This window comes from Streptomyces sp. NPDC048258 (genome assembly GCF_043201995.1).
Classification (GTDB): domain Bacteria; phylum Actinomycetota; class Actinomycetes; order Streptomycetales; family Streptomycetaceae; genus Streptomyces.
The window spans coordinates 219836-237240 of sequence record NZ_JBICZH010000001.1; the positions used below are offsets into that span (position 1 = coordinate 219836).

The 17405-nt window shown below is 71.6% G+C and carries 15 protein-coding genes and 1 tRNA gene; 10 read left to right on the forward strand and 6 right to left on the reverse strand.

The genetic code is table 11. The features are described 5' to 3' along the window. The 5 genes from ACGFYQ_RS01100 to ACGFYQ_RS01120 all read left to right on the forward strand — a co-directional run. The coding region (locus ACGFYQ_RS01100; RefSeq protein WP_393738612.1) for a D-alanyl-D-alanine carboxypeptidase family protein at positions 1–1850 on the forward strand (1850 nt) is incomplete at its 5' end. 142 nt (positions 1851–1992) lie between these two features. Beyond that, positions 1993–3867, forward strand: coding sequence for an MFS transporter (locus tag ACGFYQ_RS01105; protein ID WP_393738614.1), 1875 nt, complete (start codon positions 1993–1995; stop codon positions 3865–3867). Between the two features lie 99 nt (positions 3868–3966). Continuing rightward, a complete protein-coding gene (locus ACGFYQ_RS01110; RefSeq protein ID WP_393738616.1) occupies positions 3967–4167 on the forward strand; it encodes a hypothetical protein in 201 nt (66 codons plus the stop codon). Between the two features lie 228 nt (positions 4168–4395). Further along, a complete protein-coding gene (locus ACGFYQ_RS01115; RefSeq protein WP_393738618.1) occupies positions 4396–5040 on the forward strand; it encodes a sortase domain-bontaining protein in 645 nt (214 codons plus the stop codon). Positions 5041–5218: 178 nt separating this feature from the next. Then, positions 5219–6487, forward strand: coding sequence for an ATP-binding protein (locus ACGFYQ_RS01120; protein WP_393738620.1), 1269 nt, complete (start codon positions 5219–5221; stop codon positions 6485–6487). A 76-nt stretch (positions 6488–6563) separates the two neighbouring features. Here ACGFYQ_RS01120 and ACGFYQ_RS01125 read toward each other — a convergent pair. The 4 genes from ACGFYQ_RS01125 to ACGFYQ_RS01140 form a co-directional block, all read right to left on the reverse strand. After that, a tRNA-Arg gene (locus tag ACGFYQ_RS01125) sits at positions 6564–6636 on the reverse strand. 186 nt (positions 6637–6822) lie between these two features. Next, complete coding sequence (locus ACGFYQ_RS01130; protein WP_393738622.1) at positions 6823–7101, reverse strand: hypothetical protein; 279 nt, start codon at positions 7099–7101, stop codon at positions 6823–6825. A gap of 128 nt (positions 7102–7229) precedes the next feature. Beyond that, complete coding sequence (locus ACGFYQ_RS01135; RefSeq protein WP_393738624.1) at positions 7230–7622, reverse strand: molybdopterin-binding protein; 393 nt, start codon at positions 7620–7622, stop codon at positions 7230–7232. A 31-nt stretch (positions 7623–7653) separates the two neighbouring features. Continuing rightward, positions 7654–8931, reverse strand: coding sequence for a M6 family metalloprotease domain-containing protein (locus ACGFYQ_RS01140; protein ID WP_393738626.1), 1278 nt, complete (start codon positions 8929–8931; stop codon positions 7654–7656). Between the two features lie 247 nt (positions 8932–9178). On the opposite strand from ACGFYQ_RS01140, the gene ACGFYQ_RS01145 reads away from it, so the two are divergent. From ACGFYQ_RS01145 to ACGFYQ_RS01155, 3 genes are all read left to right on the forward strand, one after another. After that, positions 9179–9958 (forward strand): TetR family transcriptional regulator, encoded by a 780-nt coding sequence (locus tag ACGFYQ_RS01145; protein WP_393738628.1) that lies wholly within the window; start codon positions 9179–9181, stop codon positions 9956–9958. An 80-nt stretch (positions 9959–10038) separates the two neighbouring features. Beyond that, positions 10039–11583 (forward strand): MFS transporter, encoded by a 1545-nt coding sequence (locus tag ACGFYQ_RS01150; RefSeq protein ID WP_393738630.1) that lies wholly within the window; start codon positions 10039–10041, stop codon positions 11581–11583. A 129-nt stretch (positions 11584–11712) separates the two neighbouring features. After that, positions 11713–12480, forward strand: coding sequence for a dioxygenase (locus ACGFYQ_RS01155; RefSeq protein ID WP_393739674.1), 768 nt, complete (start codon positions 11713–11715; stop codon positions 12478–12480). Positions 12481–12520: 40 nt separating this feature from the next. On the opposite strand, the gene ACGFYQ_RS01160 is transcribed toward ACGFYQ_RS01155, so the two are convergent. Beyond that, the gene (locus ACGFYQ_RS01160; protein ID WP_393738632.1) at positions 12521–13030 is read right to left on the reverse strand and encodes a GNAT family N-acetyltransferase; all 510 of its coding nucleotides are present in this window, start codon (positions 13028–13030) and stop codon (positions 12521–12523) included. 216 nt (positions 13031–13246) lie between these two features. Here ACGFYQ_RS01160 and ACGFYQ_RS01165 point away from each other — a divergent pair, with 216 nt between their 5' ends. Continuing rightward, positions 13247–14224: an RNA polymerase sigma factor RpoD/SigA gene (locus ACGFYQ_RS01165; RefSeq protein ID WP_393738634.1), complete on the forward strand. Its 978-nt coding sequence runs from the start codon at positions 13247–13249 to the stop codon at positions 14222–14224. A 324-nt stretch (positions 14225–14548) separates the two neighbouring features. Here the strand turns inward: ACGFYQ_RS01165 and ACGFYQ_RS01170 are convergent, their stop codons facing one another. Next, positions 14549–15637: a helix-turn-helix transcriptional regulator gene (locus ACGFYQ_RS01170; protein ID WP_393738636.1), complete on the reverse strand. Its 1089-nt coding sequence runs from the start codon at positions 15635–15637 to the stop codon at positions 14549–14551. Positions 15638–15700: 63 nt separating this feature from the next. On the opposite strand from ACGFYQ_RS01170, the gene ACGFYQ_RS01175 reads away from it, so the two are divergent. Next, entirely contained in the window at positions 15701–17323 is a 1623-nt protein-coding gene (locus ACGFYQ_RS01175) for an MFS transporter (protein ID WP_393738638.1), read from the forward strand. The last annotated feature ends 82 nt before the right edge of the window (positions 17324–17405 follow it).

Sequence of the window (17405 nt, forward strand, 5' to 3'; positions counted from 1 at the left end):
CGACTGCCGTCGAGCGGCGTGCGGATTCCGGTTCGGCGGAGCCGAAGACGGCCCCGGCGGCAGGGCGGGCCGGCGATTCCGGTTCGGCGGAGCCGAAGGGTGCTCCGGTTGACGAGGCGGCCGACAGTGAGCGGACCGCCGTGTTCCGGGCCGTGAAGCCGGAGGGTGATTCCGGTTCCCGTTCCGGGGAGGAGTCCGTCAAGGAGCCTGCGCCGCGGGAGCGGACCGGGGTGTTCCGGATTCCGAAGGCGGATTCCGATGCGGAGTCCGCCGACAGCGAGCGCACCGCCGTCTTCCGCGCGGTGAAGCCGAAGCCGGCTGCCGACTCCGGTCCGGCCGAGCCGAAGGCGACCCCCGCGCCCCCCGCGACCCCCGCGACCCCCGCGACCCCCGCGACCCCCGCGACCAGCACCTTCGTGCCGTTGCGGAGCGACGAGGCCGGGCAGCAGCCGAAGCCGAAGCCGAAGACGGCCGAGGCCCCGGCTCCGAAGGCCCCGGCTCCGAAGCCCGCGTCCGCCGCCGCGACGGACCGGACCGAGCGGACCACGCAGCAGCCCCTGCCGCCCAAGCCGCCGCTCGACATGCTGGCGGACCTCACGAACAACCCGCCCCCGCCGCCGAGCCCGCTCCGCACGGCGATCCGGCGGTTCAAGATCTACTTCCCGCTCGTCGTGCTCCTCGCGATCATCCTCGCCGTCGTGCAGCTGGTGCGCCCCCTGCCCCAGCCGAAGCTCGTGATGACCGCGAAGTCCTCGTACACCTTCGGCGGCTCCAAGCCCGCGCTGCCCTGGCCCAGCGAGGGCCAGGCCTACATGGCCGCCGCCGGCCTCGGCACGCTCGGCCAGTCCGGCGAGCAGAAGCCGGTGCCGATCGCGAGCGTCACCAAGTCGATGACGGCGTACATCATCCTGCGCGACCACCCGGTCAAGAAGGGTGAGCAGGGCCAGATGATCGACGTCGACAAGACGGCCGAGACCGAGGGCAAGAAGAACGACTCGGTCAACAACGAGTCCACCCTCGACACGGTCAAGGAGGGCGACAAGATCTCGGAGTACGACGCGATCGCCGCCCTCATGATCCCGTCGGCCAACAACATCGCGCGGCTGCTCGCGCGCTGGGACGCCGGTTCCCAGGAGGCGTTCGTCAAGAAGATGAACGACACCGCCAAGGAACTCGGCATGACCAACACCACCTACACCGACCCCTCGGGCCTGGACGCGACCACGGTCAGCACCGCCGAGGACCAGGTGAAGCTGGGCCTCAAGCTCGTCGAGATCGAGACGCTGCTCGACATCACCAAGAAGCCCAAGTGGATCGACCCGTCGGGCAAGGAGTGGCGGAACTGGAACGGCCTGGTCCCGTACAACGACTCGCTCGGCATCAAGACCGGTACGACGACCAAGGCCGGCGGAAACCTCCTCTTCGCCGCCCAGAAGAAGGTCGGCAACACCAACCAGCTGATCGTCGGAGCCGTCCTCGGCCAGCACAAGCCGCCGATCATCGACAGCGTGCTCGCCGCGAGCAAGCAGCTGATGATCGCCACCCAGAAGGCCCTCGAAGGCGCGCCCGTCGTGAAGAAGGGCGACGTCGTCGGCTACGTGGACGACGGACTCGGCGGCAGGACCCCGGTCGTCGCCACCGCCGATGTCCAGGCGGTCGGCTGGGCCGGCCTCACCGTGAACGTGAAGCTCGCCGACGGCGGTGGCAAGATCCCGCAGACCGCCACGGCCGGCACCGAGATCGGCTTGCTGACCGTCGGCGAAGGCGCGAGCCAGGTGAAGGTGCCGGTGGCCCTGAAGAGCGACCTCGCCGCGCCGGGCATCGGCAGCAAGCTGACGCGCGTCGGCTGACAGCGGGTGAGAGCGTGGATCCGGCGTCCCGGGCAACCCCGGGGCGCCGGAGCGCGTCTTGGGTCCCGGGACCCGGGACGTGTCCGCGGGTGTGGACTCACGTGTTGATCCATGTGTTGATTCATGTGTTGGGGAGTGGGCTGTGACCACCGCTGAGCAGCAGGGACGCCCCCGGGCAGCCGTTCTACCGGCCGCCGGCGGGGGCGGCGACGGCGACGGCGACACCGCGGTATCCGCTCCCGCCGCGCCCGGCGGCATACCCCGCCGGGCTCTGCACCGGGTCCGCCGCCACCCGGTCGCCGTATCGACGCTGCTCGCCGGGGTGCTGCACGTCGTCTGGTTCTTCAGCTTCGCCAACAGCGGCGGCGATCTCGCCGCGCAGGACGCCTGGGCCGAGTTCGTCGGCCGCCACCCCGACTCGGCGTACAACCTCGCCTGGTACGGCGGCATGCACCCCGTCTCGTACAGCGTGGTCTCGCCGTACCTCATGCACATGCTCGGCGTCCGGACCACGATGATGGTCGCGGGCACCGTCTCGGCCGGGCTGCTCGCCCTGGTCCTGACCCGCTGCCGCGGGGCCGTGCGCGAGCCGCTGTGGCCCGCCCTGGCCGGGGTGTACGGGCTGCTCTGCAACGCCCTGTCGGGCCGCGTCACCTTCGGCCTCGGCGTGATGTTCGCGCTCGGCGCGGTCGCCGTCGTCTTCTGCTGGCCGCGCAAATGGGCGGAGCGGCGCTGGGCCAAGGCGGCCGCCGCGGCTCCGCTGGCCGGGCTCGCGACCGCCGCCAGTCCGGTCGCCGGGCTCTTCCTCGGGGTGATCGCGGCCGCGCTGTTCCTGAGCGGGCGGCGCCCGGGTGCGTACGCGCTGGGGCTGGCCCCGGTGGCCGTGGTCGGGCTGTCGGCCTGGCTGTTCCCCTTCTCCGGGACGCAGCCGATGAAGCTGGGCTCGGCCGCGCCGCCGTTCGTGTTCGCCCTGGCGATCCTGTTCCTCGTACCGAGGCGGTGGAAGACGGTCCGGATCGGCTCGGCCGTCTACACCTTCGGCGTCTACCTGACCTGGCAGATCGATTCCCAGGTCGGCTCGAACGTGACCCGGCTGGTCATGCTGTTCGGCGGGGCGGTGCTGCTCGCGGCGCTCCCGTACTCGGTCCGGGGCACGCGTCACTGGTACGCGGTCCTGCTGGCCTTCGCCGGGATGAACATCTGGATCACCACCAACAGCATCACGGACATCGTCCGCACCACCCCGGTGGCAGCCTGGAACCGCGAGCTGGCCCCGCTCGTCGATCAGCTGCAGAAGGCGGGCGCCGACCGCGGCCGGGTCGAGGTGGTCCCGGCCAGCAGCCACCGCGAGTCGTCCGCCTTCCCCTCGTACGTGAACCTCGCGCGCGGCTGGAACCGGCAGGCCGACCTGGAGCGGAACCCGCTCTTCTACGACGACACCCTTACCGCCGACAGCTACCGGGCCTGGCTGGAGCGCTGGGCCGTGCACTACGTGGTGCTGCCCGCCGACAAACCCGATTCGGGCGGCGAGGACGAGGCGAAGCTGGTGCGCGAGGGGCTCCCGTACCTCCAGCAGGTGTGGGGCGACGCGAACTGGCAGCTGTTCAAGGTGCAGCAGCCGACGAATCTGGTGTCCGGGCCCGCGACGGTGGTGCGGGCGGGCGCCGACCGGCTCGTCATCGACGTGAAGCAGCCCGGGCGGGTGCTGGTGCGCATCCCGCACTCGCCGTGGCTGGGGCTGGTGGACGGGGCGGGCAAGCCGGTGGCGCCGCCGGAGGAGACCTTCGCGTCGAAGGCGAAGGCGGCCGAACCGAAGGAGTACGCGAATACGGCCGGATGCCTGTTCAAAGCCACTCCGGACGAGTCCGGCGACGTATGGACGGAGCTGCTGGCGCCGGCGCCGGGGGAGTACCGGGTGGCGGCGAAGTACCAGCTGCCGCGGGGCACGCCCTGCCCGGAGGGGCTGGTCTACGGCACGCTGGGGCCGCCGGACCGGCCGGCTCCGCCCCGGCCTTGATCCAGAAATCGTTACGTCCGGTCCAGGTGCGTTGTCCCGTATATCTGCATACCATCCCAGTAGTCCGATTGGGTGCTTCCCGAGGGAGTTGACGACGGGATGAGCAAAGAGCAGAAGCGGGACTTCCGAGCGGCCTTCCAGGCCCAGGAACCGGATCGGCCGCCGCGTCCGGCAAGCCACGGCTTCGACGGTCTGGTGCGGACCAAGGTGAAGGGCGGGGCGCACACGAAGGCGGCCCTGAAGCGGTCCGGGACGCCGCAGGGCGACCGCATCGGGGAACGCAGCAGAGGCCTGAGCTGACCTTTTCGTACTGACTCGCACAGCCCTTCCGGCTACGGCCGGAAGGGCTTCGTGCGCTTCGTGCGTCTTCACGGCTTCGCGGGGGAGTATCCGGGCAATCGTTACATTTTCGATGGGTGGCGCACACACGGCCCTCGTAACGTCGTGGCTGCCGTCAGGGCAACCGGCTGAAATGGGCGGTCGGCCCGGCTCCCCGCCTGCCTGCGCCCGCCCCGCCCGGAGTACGCCATGACCCGCACCCGCACCCGCACCCTCGCCACCGCCCGCCGCGCCGTGGCCGTGGCCGCCCTCGCGGTCGCCGTCACCGGCGCCCTCGCAGCCTGCGGCGCCTCCGGCCCCGAGCTGCCCCCCGACCCCAAGGTCGGCAGCACCGCCGCGGCCGCTGCCCCGGCCGCCGACACCGGCGCCCCGGCGCTGCCCCCGTCGAAGCCGACCGGCATGAAGATCGACGCGGCGGGCGTGGACGCGAAGAAGATGGTCGACCTCAGCGTGGACCCCGCCACCGGCGAGCTCGGCGTGCCCGATGCCGACACCGACGCGGACACCCCGGGCTGGTGGACCGAGGGGGTCACCCCGGGAGAGAAGGGCGTCTCCGTCCTCGTCGCGCACTTCGACACCAAGTACGGCCCGGCGTTGATGAAGGACGTCAAGAAGATCAAGCTCGGCGATCTGGTCGAGGTCCCGCGCGAGGACGGGAAGACGGCCAAGTTCAAGATCCGCGAGATCGAGGACGTGAACAAGAAGGACTTCCCGACCGACAAGGTCTACGGAGACACCACCCGCCCCGAGCTGCGCCTGCTGACCTGCGGCGGCGGGCTGAAGGACGGTCACCGCACCAACAACGTCATCTTCTATGCGGACCTGGTGGCGTGATCCGGTGTGATCGGGTGTGATCCGGCGCGATCCGGTCCCGTTCTGGCCTGATCCGGCGTGATCTCGACCGGAGGCCGCCTGATGCCCGCTCAGGCAGGCGCATTACGGTGATCTCACCGGGGAGCCCTGCTACGGACAAGGGCGACAGACAAGTCAGGACGGACGGGTCCGCAGGATCATGAACGAGACCCAGCGCACGATCAGCCTGCGGCTGCCCGCCTGGACCTCCACCCTGACCTGGAAGGCCGCCCTCTTCATCACCTTCATGTGCTGCGGGCTCGCGGCCCTGCTCGGCGGCCTCGTGCACAACGCCATGACGCACCAGACCGTCGGCACGGCGCGCGAGAAGGCGCTCACCAAGCTGGAGCGGACCGTCTCGGCGTACGAGGCCGGCGCGCGCATGGTGCGAGGCGAGGGCATAGACCCCGTCGGCCTGCCCGCGGAACTGCGCGCGCTGGCCCTCAGCGGCAAGCGCGGCACCGCCATCGGCGAGCACCGCGGCCGCTCCGCCATGTGGGCGGCGGGGCCCGCCGACCACGACACCGCGATAGCCGTCTCCGTCGACTTCACCAACGCCGAGCGGACCATCGCCGAGCTGGACCGGGCCATCCTCGGCTCCTCGGTGCTCGCCATCGGCGGCACCCTCCTCATCGGCGCGCTCGGCGTCACCCGGATCACCCGCCGGCTCCACCTGACCGCGCAGGTGGCCCGCCGGATCAGCGCGGGCGACCTGGACGCGCGGGTCGGCGACAGCCCTCGGAACAAGGACGAGGTGGCGGCGGTCTCCCGGGCCCTGGACACGATGGCCTCCTCGCTCCAGCGCAAGCTGCAAGCCGAGCAGCGGTTCACGGCGGACGTCGCCCACGAGCTCCGCACCCCGCTGACCGGCCTGAACGCGGCCGCCGAGCTCCTGCCGCCGGGCCGCCCGGCCGAGCTCGTAAGGGACCGCGTACGGGCGATGCGCGCGCTGACCGAGGACCTGCTGGAGATCTCCCGGCTGGACACGGGCACCGAGCGCGTGGACCTGGACTCGTACGACCTGGCCGACCTGGCGGCCCGTGCGATCCGCGCCTCGGGCACGGACACGGCCCTGGAGGTGGTCTCGTCCCTCAGGGTGGAGACGGACCGGCGCCGCCTGGAGCGGATCCTGGGCAACCTCATCGCCAACGCCCACAAACACGGCGCGGCCCCGGTCGCGGTCAGGGTGGACGGCCGGACGCTGACCGTGACGGACGCGGGCCCCGGCTATCCGGAGTACCTCCTGACCGCCGGCCCGCAGCGCTTCCGTACGGAGGGCATGAACAAGGGCCACGGCCTGGGCCTGACCATCGCCGCGGGCCAGGCCCGCGCCCTCGGCGCCACCCTCGCCTTCCGCAACCGCGAACCGGCGGGCGCCGAGGCCCGCGTCACGCTCCCCGCCCCGCCGTCCACCGACGCCGCAGAGTAATTCCCGCACCGGGCCCACCTGTTGCCGCACAACGACGAGGACCCCCGGCCGAAATCGGCTGGGGGTCCCCGGTCTGTGCCCTCGGCAGGATTCGAACCTGCGACACCGGCTTTAGGAGAGCCGTGCTCTATCCCCTGAGCTACGAAGGCGTGATGGTGCTGTGCACCGGCGTCAGTGTAGCGGGTGGGGAGTGCGGGCTGCTGGCGGATAGCGTGATGTGATCTTGCGGCGGCGAAGGCAGGGCGGGTTCCTCCCTGACGGCCTCAACCCCGGTGTGTCAGGGGCTGCGGCACGGTCAGCGCGCGAAGGACGACGTGCCGAGGCAGCCGTGTCGGTCAGTACGGGCGCGGGGACATGACCTGGGGGTCGGCTCCGACGACCTCGAGGAAGCAGCGCGGTACGCCCGGACCGGGCGTGGCACGCACCGACACCGTGCTCGGCGGATCGGTGGGCAGTTCCACGGGCACGGTCACGGGGTGGTCGTCGTGCGTCGTCGCGTGGCCGGTCTCCTTGCCGTCGACGAGCACTTCCACCTCTACCTTGTGGCCCGTCTGGATGGTGGCACTGACCGAATGCCCGGCATGATCAACGTGGAAGTGATGGCGTCGTCTCATCGGGGTGCGCCTCCCACTGATCATTTACTGTCGGGTTCCGGACCTCAAGCGTATCCACGAGCTCCCCATGCGGCATGCCGCCCGCAGCACGCGCCCGGGATGGCCCACCCAGCCGCAGGAAGGGGCCCTCAGTCGCGGTCGATGTGGACGCTGGTCGACTTCACGCGGGCGGTGGCCCGCATGCCGACCTCCAGCCCCAGTTCCTCGACGGCCTCGCGGGTCAGCAGCGACACCACGCGGTGCGGTCCCGCCTGGATCTCGACCTGCGCCGCGACGTCGCCGTGCTTGATCCCGGTCACGATGCCGGGGAAGGCGTTGCGGGCCGAGGTGTACGGGGCGTCCGCCTCCTCCGTGCCCTCCTGGGCGGCTTCCACGCAGAAGGCCGCCAGGTCGGGCCCGTCGACGATGCGGCGCTTGCCGTCCCGGCGGGTCGGGAAGCGGTCGGCGTCCGCCCACCGCCGAGCGGTGTCGACGCTCACGCCCAGCAGCCGCGCCGCCTGTCCGATGGTGTAGGACTCCATGCGCACACCCTAAGCCGACGGGCGGCCGCGGTTACGGCCGGATGATCCGTACCTGGTAGCTGCCGTTGCGCAGTTCGCCCACCACCGAGACGCTGATGCCCGCCTTCTCGTCGGTGAACGTCTCGCCCGGCCGGAACGGCGCGTCCGACAGCTCCGCGTGCACATTGGGCCGCCGGGTGCAGCCGCCGCTCGCGCTCACGCTGTCCGAGACCGTCACCGGGCCGTGCCCCGTGTCCACGTCCGAGTCCACCTTGTAGACGAGGACGCCGGGCTTGCAGACCGCCTCGTCGTTCCCGGCCCGCGTCCGCACCTCCACCGCGTACCCGGCGCTCTCCGACAACGGGATGAAGGCCAGCTTCGTCCCGCCCTCGACCGCCAGCGGCGACAGGACGTGGTCGCTGGTGCCCGACTTCGACGCGCAGCTGATCTGCGTGCCGTCCAGCCAGCCCAGCTTCCACTTGTGCCAGCCCAGCAGGTCGTTGTTGGCGCCCCAGTCCTCGCTCATGATGTCCCAGTGCCCGACCGTCCCCCCGCCGTCGGAGGTGTAGAGGTCGGGCAGGCCGAAGACGTGCCCGTTCTCGTGCGGGAGCACCCGGTAGCCGGTCTCCCGGTAGGTGCCGGAGCCGTCGTCCTGCCGGCTGTAGACGAAGGACGTGTTGGCCAGCGGCACCCCGTCGGCGGTCGGCGCCTCCCCGTTGCCCGAGAAGGTCACCGACAGGACGGTGTCCAGGGCGGAGGGCCCGGCGTTCGGGGTGACCAGGATGTTGATCAGGTCGTACCGGCTGAAGTCCACCTCGGAGTCGGCGGCCTTCGCGATGTGCTCGACGAGCTGCCGGTAGCCCGGTTCGTACGCGGACCCGCGCTCGATCCCGTACGCCGCGAAGGGCATCGGCATCCGCAGCCAGGCCCTTATCGGGGCCTCGGCCCGGTAGTCGAGCCGCCCGTAGGAGCTGGTGCGGTACCAGTCGGAGGTCTGGGGGAAGAACTCCGCCAGCCGGTCCAGCGCCGAGCCCTCGCCTTTGGCGTCCGGGAAGTCGATCATCAGGTTCAGTGCCCTGACCTCGCCGGTCGAGCGCGAGTACCCGGGCGGGGTCGGCATCCCCTCGGACATCTGCACGCCCATCGTGCCGGCGATCCGGCACGGCGCGAGAGCCGATTCGGCGGTCGTGGCCACGGGACCGGCAGCCGAGTGGGTGCGACTGGATATCCCCGTGCTCGCCGTCGCCGTGACGCCGAGCGCCAGCGCGGTCAGCGCGACGAACGCGCTGGTGCGGCGTGGTCTGCGTATCCGGTGGCGGGTCTGCGGCATGGAGATCGCCTTCGGGTCCGCGGCAGCCGGCCCTGCCCGGTCTGCGCTCTGTTCGCTCACCCTCCGACGGCTGCGGCGCGCCCGCGCGTCGGGAGAGGCCGAACGTGAAGGAGGTTGTGACTCGGGTCACACGGAGGAGTGAAATAACCGGGGACCGGATCCCCGTTTGTACGTGAGTCCCACTAAGTGGGGAGCGGTTCCCCGTTTGGAGGGCCCGTACGTGTCACCGAGTCAGGGAGGCCCCGGAATGAAGCGCCCCACCACCACCGCCCCGGCGGCCCTGCCCGTCCCGGACGCGGCCGTGGACCTGGCGCCGGCGCCCGCCGACTCCGGCACGCGTACGCCTCCTACGCCCAGCGCGTCCCGTACGGCCACGCCCCGTACGGCCACGCCCCGCGCGACCCGTGTCCCGCGCCCGCGCGCCGACGCCGTCCGCAACCGCGAGCGGATCCTGGTGGCGGCCCGCGAGGTGCTCGTCGAGTTCGGCTCCGGCGCCCCCTTCGACGAGGTCGCCCGCCGGGCCGGCATCGGCAACGCCACCCTCTACCGGCACTTCCCCGACCGCCCGACCCTCGTCCACCACGTCGTGCTCTTCGTCATGGACCAGGTCACCGCCTCGGCCGAGGCCGCCCTCGCCGAGGAGCCCGACGCCTTCGCCGCGCTGTGCCGGTTCACGCACGCCGCCGCCGACGAGCGGATCGGCGCCCTGTGCCCCATGCTCGCCGAGGACTTCGACCGCGACCACCCCGAACTCCTGGCCGCGCGCGGCGCCTTGGAGGCCGCCGTGGAGACCCTGCTGGCGACCGGCCAGGCCGCCGGACTCGTCCGCACGGACATCGGCGTCGGCGACCTGATGGTCGCCCTCTCCCAGCTCAGCCGCCCCCTCCCCGGCACCGCCTGCCTCGACGTGGACGGCTTCGTCCACCGTCATCTCCAGCTGTTCCTCGACGGGTTGCGCACTCCGGCCCGCTCCGTGCTGCCGGGTTCTGCCGCCACGCTGGAAGACCTGAGGCAGAAAACCGTGTGACGCATACAGGCCCTGTGACGCATACAAGCTTCTCGAAATAGTCTTTTTCAGTCATTCCGCACAGTGAAGTGGGTACCCCCATGCCAAAAACAGCCGCGACACCGCCGCTGGCTGCCGACCCCAGCCGCTGGAAGGCACTCGTCTTCATAGCCCTGGCCCAGCTGATGGTCGTCCTCGACGCGACCATCGTGAACATCGCCCTCCCCTCCGCCCAGACCGACCTCGGCATCTCCGACGGCAACCGCCAGTGGGTCATCACCGCGTACGCGCTGGCCTTCGGCGGACTGCTCCTCTTCGGCGGCCGCATCGCCGACAAGTGGGGCCGTAAGAACGCCTTCGTCGTCGGCCTCATCGGCTTCGCCCTGGCCTCCGCGCTCGGCGGCGCCGCGAACGGCGAGGCCATGATGCTGGGCGCCCGCGCCCTCCAGGGCGCCTTCGGCGCACTGCTCGCCCCGGCCGCCCTCTCCCTGCTCGCGGTGATGTTCACCGACGCCAAGGAGCGGGCCAAGGCCTTCGGCATCTACGGTGCGATCGCGGGCGGCGGCGGCGCCGTCGGCCTGATCCTCGGCGGCTTCCTCACCGAGTACCTCAACTGGCGCTGGACCTTCTTCGTCAACATCCCGTTCGCGATCGTCGCGGCCGTGGGTGCCTGGCTGGTCATCCGCGAGCCCGCCGGCAGCCGCAACCGCGCGCCGCTCGACATCCCCGGCGTGGTCCTGTCCACGCTCGGTCTCGTCGCCCTGGTGTACGGCTTCACCCGCGCCGAGTCGGCCGGCTGGTCGGACGGTACGACCGTGGGCATGTTCATCGCCTCGGCGGTCCTGCTGGCGGCCTTCGTGTACACCGAGTCCAAGGTGAAGTCCCCGCTGCTGCCGCTGCGCGTCCTGCTGGAGCGCAACCGCGGCGGTGTCTACCTCTCGCTCGGCCTGGCCGTCATCGCCATGTTCGGCCTGTTCCTCTTCCTCACCTACTACCTCCAGATCGTGAAGGGCTTCTCGCCCGTCCAGACCGGCTTCGCCTTCCTGCCGATGATCGTGGGCATGATCACGGGCTCCACGCAGATCGGCGCCCGCCTGATGACCCGGGTCGCGCCGCGCCTGCTGATGGGCCCGGGCTTCCTGCTCGCCGCCACCGGCATGCTCCTGCTGACCCAGCTCGAGGTCGGGTCCTCGTACCCGGCGCTGATCCTCCCGGCGCAGCTGCTGCTCGGCCTCGGCATGGGTACGGCGTTCATGCCGGCCATGTCCCTGGCCACGCACGGGGTGAACCCGGCCGACGCCGGTGTCGCCTCCGCCATGGTCAACACCTCGCAGCAGGTCGGCGGCGCGATCGGCACCGCACTGCTGAACACCATCGCCGCCTCGGCGACCACCGCGTACCTGACCGACCACGCGGCCGAGGCCGCGGCGGGCGGCGCCGCGGCCAAGCTCGTCCAGGCGCAGGCCATGGTCGAGGGCTACTCCTCCGCCATCTGGTGGGCGGTCGGCATCCTGGCCGCCAGCTCGGCGATCGCGCTGACCCTGATCAACACCGGCCGTCCCGGCGCGGGCGGCCCGGTCGCCTCGGGCTCGGGCTCCGGCTCCTCCGAGGAGGCGGAGCTCAAGGTTCCGGTGATCGCCCACTGACGGGGGCGCCCGCCCGGGAATGACTGACCACCCCGCTTGGTTCAAATTTGAACCAAGCGGGGTTAGTCTTTTCGGGCGACCCCGTACCGACGACCGAGGAGCGCACCCGTGACCCCCGCCCAGACCCGTATGCCGGCGCTCTACCTCAGCCACGGGGCGCCGCCGCTCGCGGACGACCCCGTATGGCCGGGCGAGCTGGCCGCCTGGTCCGCGGAGCTGCCCCGCCCCACGGCGATCCTGATGGTCTCGGCCCACTGGGAGGAGGCCCCGCTCGCCCTCGGCGCCACCGAACCGGTCCCGCTCGTCTACGACTTCTGGGGCTTCCCCGAGCACTACTACCGGGTCCGGTACGACGCCCCGGGCGCTCCGCGGCTCGCCGCCTCGGTACGGAGCCTCCTCCGGGCCCCCGGCGCCCCGGTCCAGGACATACCGGACCGCGGCCTGGACCACGGCGCGTACGTCCCGCTGGTGGAGATGTTCCCGGAGGCCGACATACCGGTCCTGCAGATCTCCATGCCGACGCTGGACCCGCGCCGCCTGATGGACGTCGGCCGCAAGCTGGCGCCCCTGCGCGACGAGGGGGTCCTGATCGTCGGCAGCGGCTTCTTCACCCACAACCTGGCCGCGCTGCGCCACGCGGGCGCGGGCGTCCCCGCCTGGTCGGCCGAGTTCGACGCGTGGGGCCACGAGGCGCTGGCCGCGGGCGACCTGGACTCCCTGCTCGACTTCGAGGCCAAGTCCCCGTCGGGCCGCCTGGCCCATCCCCGTACGGAACACTTCGCCCCGCTCTTCGTCACCCTCGGCGCGGCGGACGCGGCGGGCGACCTCACGGCCCGCCGTGACACGGTGGACGGCTTCTGGATGGGCCTCTCGAAGCGCTCCCTCCAGTTCGGCTAGGCCGCCCGGCCGGGCCACGTGTGCCCGGTGTGCCCGAGCCTCACCCGGACGGGTGGTGGCCCAAGGTCTTCTCGTACCACCGCACGTCCCAGTAGCGGCCGAACTTCCAGCCCGCCTCCGTGAACTCCCCGACGCGGCGGAAGCCGAAGCGCTCGTGGAGGCGGACCGAGGCCTCGTTCGGGAGGGCGATGCCGGCGAACACGCGGTGGACCGGCTCCTCGGCCAGCGCCGCGAAGAGGGCGTCGTAGAGCACGGTTCCCACGCCCCGGCCCACCGCGTGCGGGGCGAGGTAGACGCTGGCCTCCACCGATGTCGCGTAGGCCGGTTTCGGGCGGAATGGGCTGCTTGTCGCGTATCCAGCGATTCGATGGTCGGTCCAGGCAACCAGAAGGCGGTGGGGGCCGTCTTCAGGGTGGGAGTGCAGCCATGGGCGGCGCTGTTCCGGAGTGAAGACGGCCGTGTCGAAGGTGACGGCGGTCTCGCGGACGTAGTGGTTGTACACATCCGTGAGAGCTGCCAGGTCGGCTTCCGTTCCGGGCCTGACCTGCACCTCTTCGTGTCCTTGCGGCACTCTGCCCCCTCTCGTGGCGGCGCAGGATACTGCAAGATCTCGAAAAAGAGGGGACGACGTGGGAATTCTGTCCCGATTCCAGTCGTTGTTTCCTTCGGAAGCGGGCACTCGGGAGAGTGTCCGGGGACGCACCACCGCACCACCGGTGCCGTCCGGCAGCCGCACCGCGACCGAACTCATCGCAAGGGAGCACGCATGGCAACCCGCGCCGTCGCCCGTCGTCAGTCCACGAGCAGCGCACGCGCTGTGGGCGGGGAGATCGCAGACCGCGACCTGGTCGGCATGTACCTGGACGAGATCGCGCGCACCCCGCTGCTCGACGCCGCCAAGGAAGTGGAGCTGTCCCAGATCATCGAGGCGGGCGTGTACGCCCAGCAGATCCTCGACGGTGTCATAGAGCGCGAGGGCGAGACGCCCGCGCGCGAGGAGCTGGAGGCGCTGGCCGCCGAAGGCGAGCGGGCCAAGGAAGTCTTCATCCGCTCCAACCTGCGCCTCGTGGTGGCCGTCGCCCGCCGCTACCCGCGCAGTGGTCTGCCCCTCCTCGACCTCATCCAGGAGGGCAATGCCGGCCTGGTCCGCGCGGTCGAGAAGTTCGACTACGCCAAGGGCTTCAAGTTCTCCACGTACGCGACGTGGTGGATCCGCCAGGCCATCACCCGCTCCATCGCGGACCAGTCCCGCACCATCCGTCTCCCCGTCCACCTGGTCGAGGAGCTCGGCCGGATCCGCCGCATCCAGCGCGAGTTCAACCGCGAGAACGGCCGGGACCCGGAGCACGCCGAGATCGCCACCGAGCTCGACTCGACGGAGAAGCGCGTCGGCGACGTACTGGACTGGGCGCGCGACCCGGTCAGCCTGAACATGTCGGTGGACGACCAGGGTGAGACGCAGTTCGGTGACCTCCTGGAGGACACCTCTGCGATCTCCCCGGAGCAGTCCGTGCTCTCGCTGCTGCGCAGCGAGGAGCTGGAGGACCTGCTCGGCAAGCTCGACCAGCGCACCGCGTCGATCATCAAGATGCGGTACGGCATCGTCGACGGCCGCGAGCGGACGCTGACGGAGGTCGGCAAGCAGCACGGCCTGACCCGCGAGCGGATCCGCCAGATCGAGAAGCACGCCTTGCTGGAACTGAAGCGCATGGCCCGCGACACCGGCTTCGACGCCGTGGCCTAGAGCGGCCTGCCCCCCAGACGAGCCCCGGTACCTATCCCCCCCAGGTGCCGGGGCTCCCCCCTGCCCCAAACCCTGGGACTCCGCGCCGGGCTGACGAGTGCCGCAGGGCGGCATCCAGCCTGCCCGGCGTTTGAGGGCCGGGTCCGGGCAGAGCCCGGTTTCGGGAAGGGGCGGGGTGGGGGAAAGCCCCGCAGGGCCCCGGCGCGGCCCCGGCCCCGGCCAGGCCCAGGCCCCCTACGCTCCCGCCCCCGCAAGCCGCGCGCCCAGCGCCCGGGCCGCCGCCGCCAGCGCGGCCGGGGACTGCACGGGCCCCGGCCAGGCCCCCTACGCCCCCGCCCCCGCAAGCCGCGCGCCCAGCGCCCGGGCCGCCGCCGCCAGCGCGGCCGGGGACTGCACCGTGAAGGACAGACCCGTCAGCGCCAGCCGCGCGACCAGCCACTCCGCGGCGTCCCCGCTCTCGAACCGGACCCGCGTCCGCCCGTCATCCCCCGCACCCGCACCCGCCCCGGCCCCGGCACCCGCACCGGCATCGGTATCGGCACCGGCCCCCGCCCCGGCACCCGCACCCGCCCCGGCATCGGCCCCCGCCCCGGCACCCCCACCCGCCCCGGCATCGGCCCCGGCACACGGAACCGCCGACTCCCGCAACCACCCCGGCAACTCCGCGGCCCCCGCGTCGAAGGTGACCTCGACCGTGTAAGTCGTCGTCTCCCCGCCCCGCAGCCCCCTGCGCACGAACTCCTCCGCGTCCATCGGCAGGGGCCGCGCCACGAACCGGGCCCCCGTCGCGAACGCCTCGCCCACCCGGTCCACCCGGAAGGTCCGCCAGTCCTCGCGCTCCAGGTCGTAGGCGACCAGGTACCACCGGCTCCCGGTGCTCACCAGCCGGTACGGCTCCACCAGCCGCCGCGACCGGGCCCCGTCCCCGGCCCGGTACGCGAACCGCAGCCGCTCCGGCCCCGCCACCGCCGACGCCATCGTCGTCAGCGTCCCCGGGTCGACACTCGCTCCGTCCCCCCGGGTCAGCGCGGTCGTGGCCGACTGCAGCACGCTGACCCGGTGCCGCAGCCGTGACGGAAGCACCTGCTCCAGCTTGGCCAGGGCCCGTACGGAGGCCTCCTCGACCCCCTCGATCGCATGCCCGGCGCCCGCGCGGAGCCCCACCGCGATCGCCACCGCCTCCTCGTCGTCGAGGAGCAGCGGCGGCATCGCCGCCCCCGCGACCAGCCGGTAGCCGCCTTCCGCCCCCAGCGTGGCCTCCACCGGGTACCCGAGGTCCCGCAGGCGCTCGATGTCGCGGCGGATCGTCCGGGGGCTCACCCGCAGCCGCTGCGCCAGCTCGCTCCCCGGCCATTCGCGGGGGGTCTGGAGGAGGGACAGCAGGGAGAGCAGCCGTGCCGGGGTGTCGGTCATGGAATCCAGGTTGCCACCGAAATAGGACACCGACTGACCTACATCCCGTCTAGGTTTCTCTCCATGAGCACCGAGACGTCCAAGACATCGCCCGAAAGAGAGAACGGGCCCGTACAAGAAGAGCGGACCGAGACAGCCCCCGCACCCACGAACGGCTCACCCACGACCGGCTCGCCCGCCGACCGCCGCCGCTGGCTGGCGCTCGCCATCGTGATGACCGCGGCCTTCATGGACCTGGTCGACGTCACCATCGTCAACATAGCCATCCCCAGCATGCGCCAGGACCTGAGCGCCTCCACCAGCGCGATCCAGTGGATCACCGCCGGCTACGCCCTCGCCTTCGCCGCGGGCCTGATCACCGGCGGCCGCCTCGGTGACATCTACGGCCGCAAGCGGCTCTTCCTCATCGGCATCGCGGGCTTCACCGCCGCCTCGCTGCTCTGCGGCATCGCCGCCAATCCGGGCATCCTCGTCGCCTCCCGCATCCTCCAGGGCGGCATGGCCGCCATGATGGTCCCGCAGGTGCTGTCGATCATCCACGTCACCTTCCCGCCGCACGAGCGCGGCAAGGTCTTCGGCATGTTCGGCGCGATCGTGGGCCTCGGCGCCGTCTCGGGCCCGATGCTCGGCGCGCTGCTCACCCAGTGGAACCTGTTCGGCCTCGAATGGCGCCCGATCTTCCTGATCAACCTGCCCGTCGGCATCGCGGGCGTGATCCTGGGCCGCAAGTTCATCACCGAGTCCAAGGCCCCGAACGCGCTGCGCCTGGACCTGGTCGGTGTGGTCCTCGCCACCGCCGCCATGGTCATGCTGATCTACCCGCTCACCCAGGGCCGGGAGAACGACTGGCCGCTGTGGGGCTTCGTCTGCATGGGGGCGGTGCCCCTCGTGATCGCCGCCTTCATCGCCTACGAGAAGCACAAGATCAAGAAGGACGGCTCGCCGCTCGTCGAGCTCTCCCTCTTCAAGGTCAGGAGCTTCGCCGGCGGTATCGCCGTCCAGCTCACCTTCGGCATCGCGACCGGCATCTTCTTCCTGGTCTGGACGCTCATGATGCAGATGGGCCTCGGCTGGAGCGCCCTGCGGGCCGGCACCACCGGCATCCCGTTCTCCATCGCCGTCTCGGTCGCCGCCGGCCTGTCCGTACAGAAGCTCGTACCGCGCTTCGGCCGCAAGGTGCTCCAGGCGGGCGCGCTCACCATGGCCGCGGGTCTGCTCCTGTACATCTGGGAGTCCGCGCACTACGGCATGGAGATCGCCTCCTGGCAGATGGCCGCGCCGCTGATCGTCATGGGCCTCGGCATGGGCCTGATCGTGGCCCCGCTCACCGACGCCGTGCTGTCCGAGGTGCCGCGCGAGCACGCCGGCTCCGCCTCGGGCCTGATCAACTCGACGATGCAGATGGGCAACGCCCTCGGCCTCGGTCTCACCTCCGTCGTGTACTTCGGCGTGATCGAGAACGAGATGGTCTTCGGCGCCCCGTACGTCGAGGCGTTCCGCAGCGCGCTGTGGTGGATCGTCGCCGTCCTCGTCGTGATCTGGGCGGTGATGTTCATGCTGCCGCGCACCTCGCTCCCGATGGAGCAGCGCGAGGGCGGCTCCGAGTACCAGGCCCCGGACGAGGGCCAGGCCCTCGTCCCGGACCCGGCCGCGGCTCCGGCCCCGGACAAGGTCCCGGCCGTCTGAGACAGGCCGACTCCCGCTCACGGACATGCCCGCCCTCACCGGCGGGCATGTCCGTTTCTCTTTGTTTTGTCCCCAGCTTGGG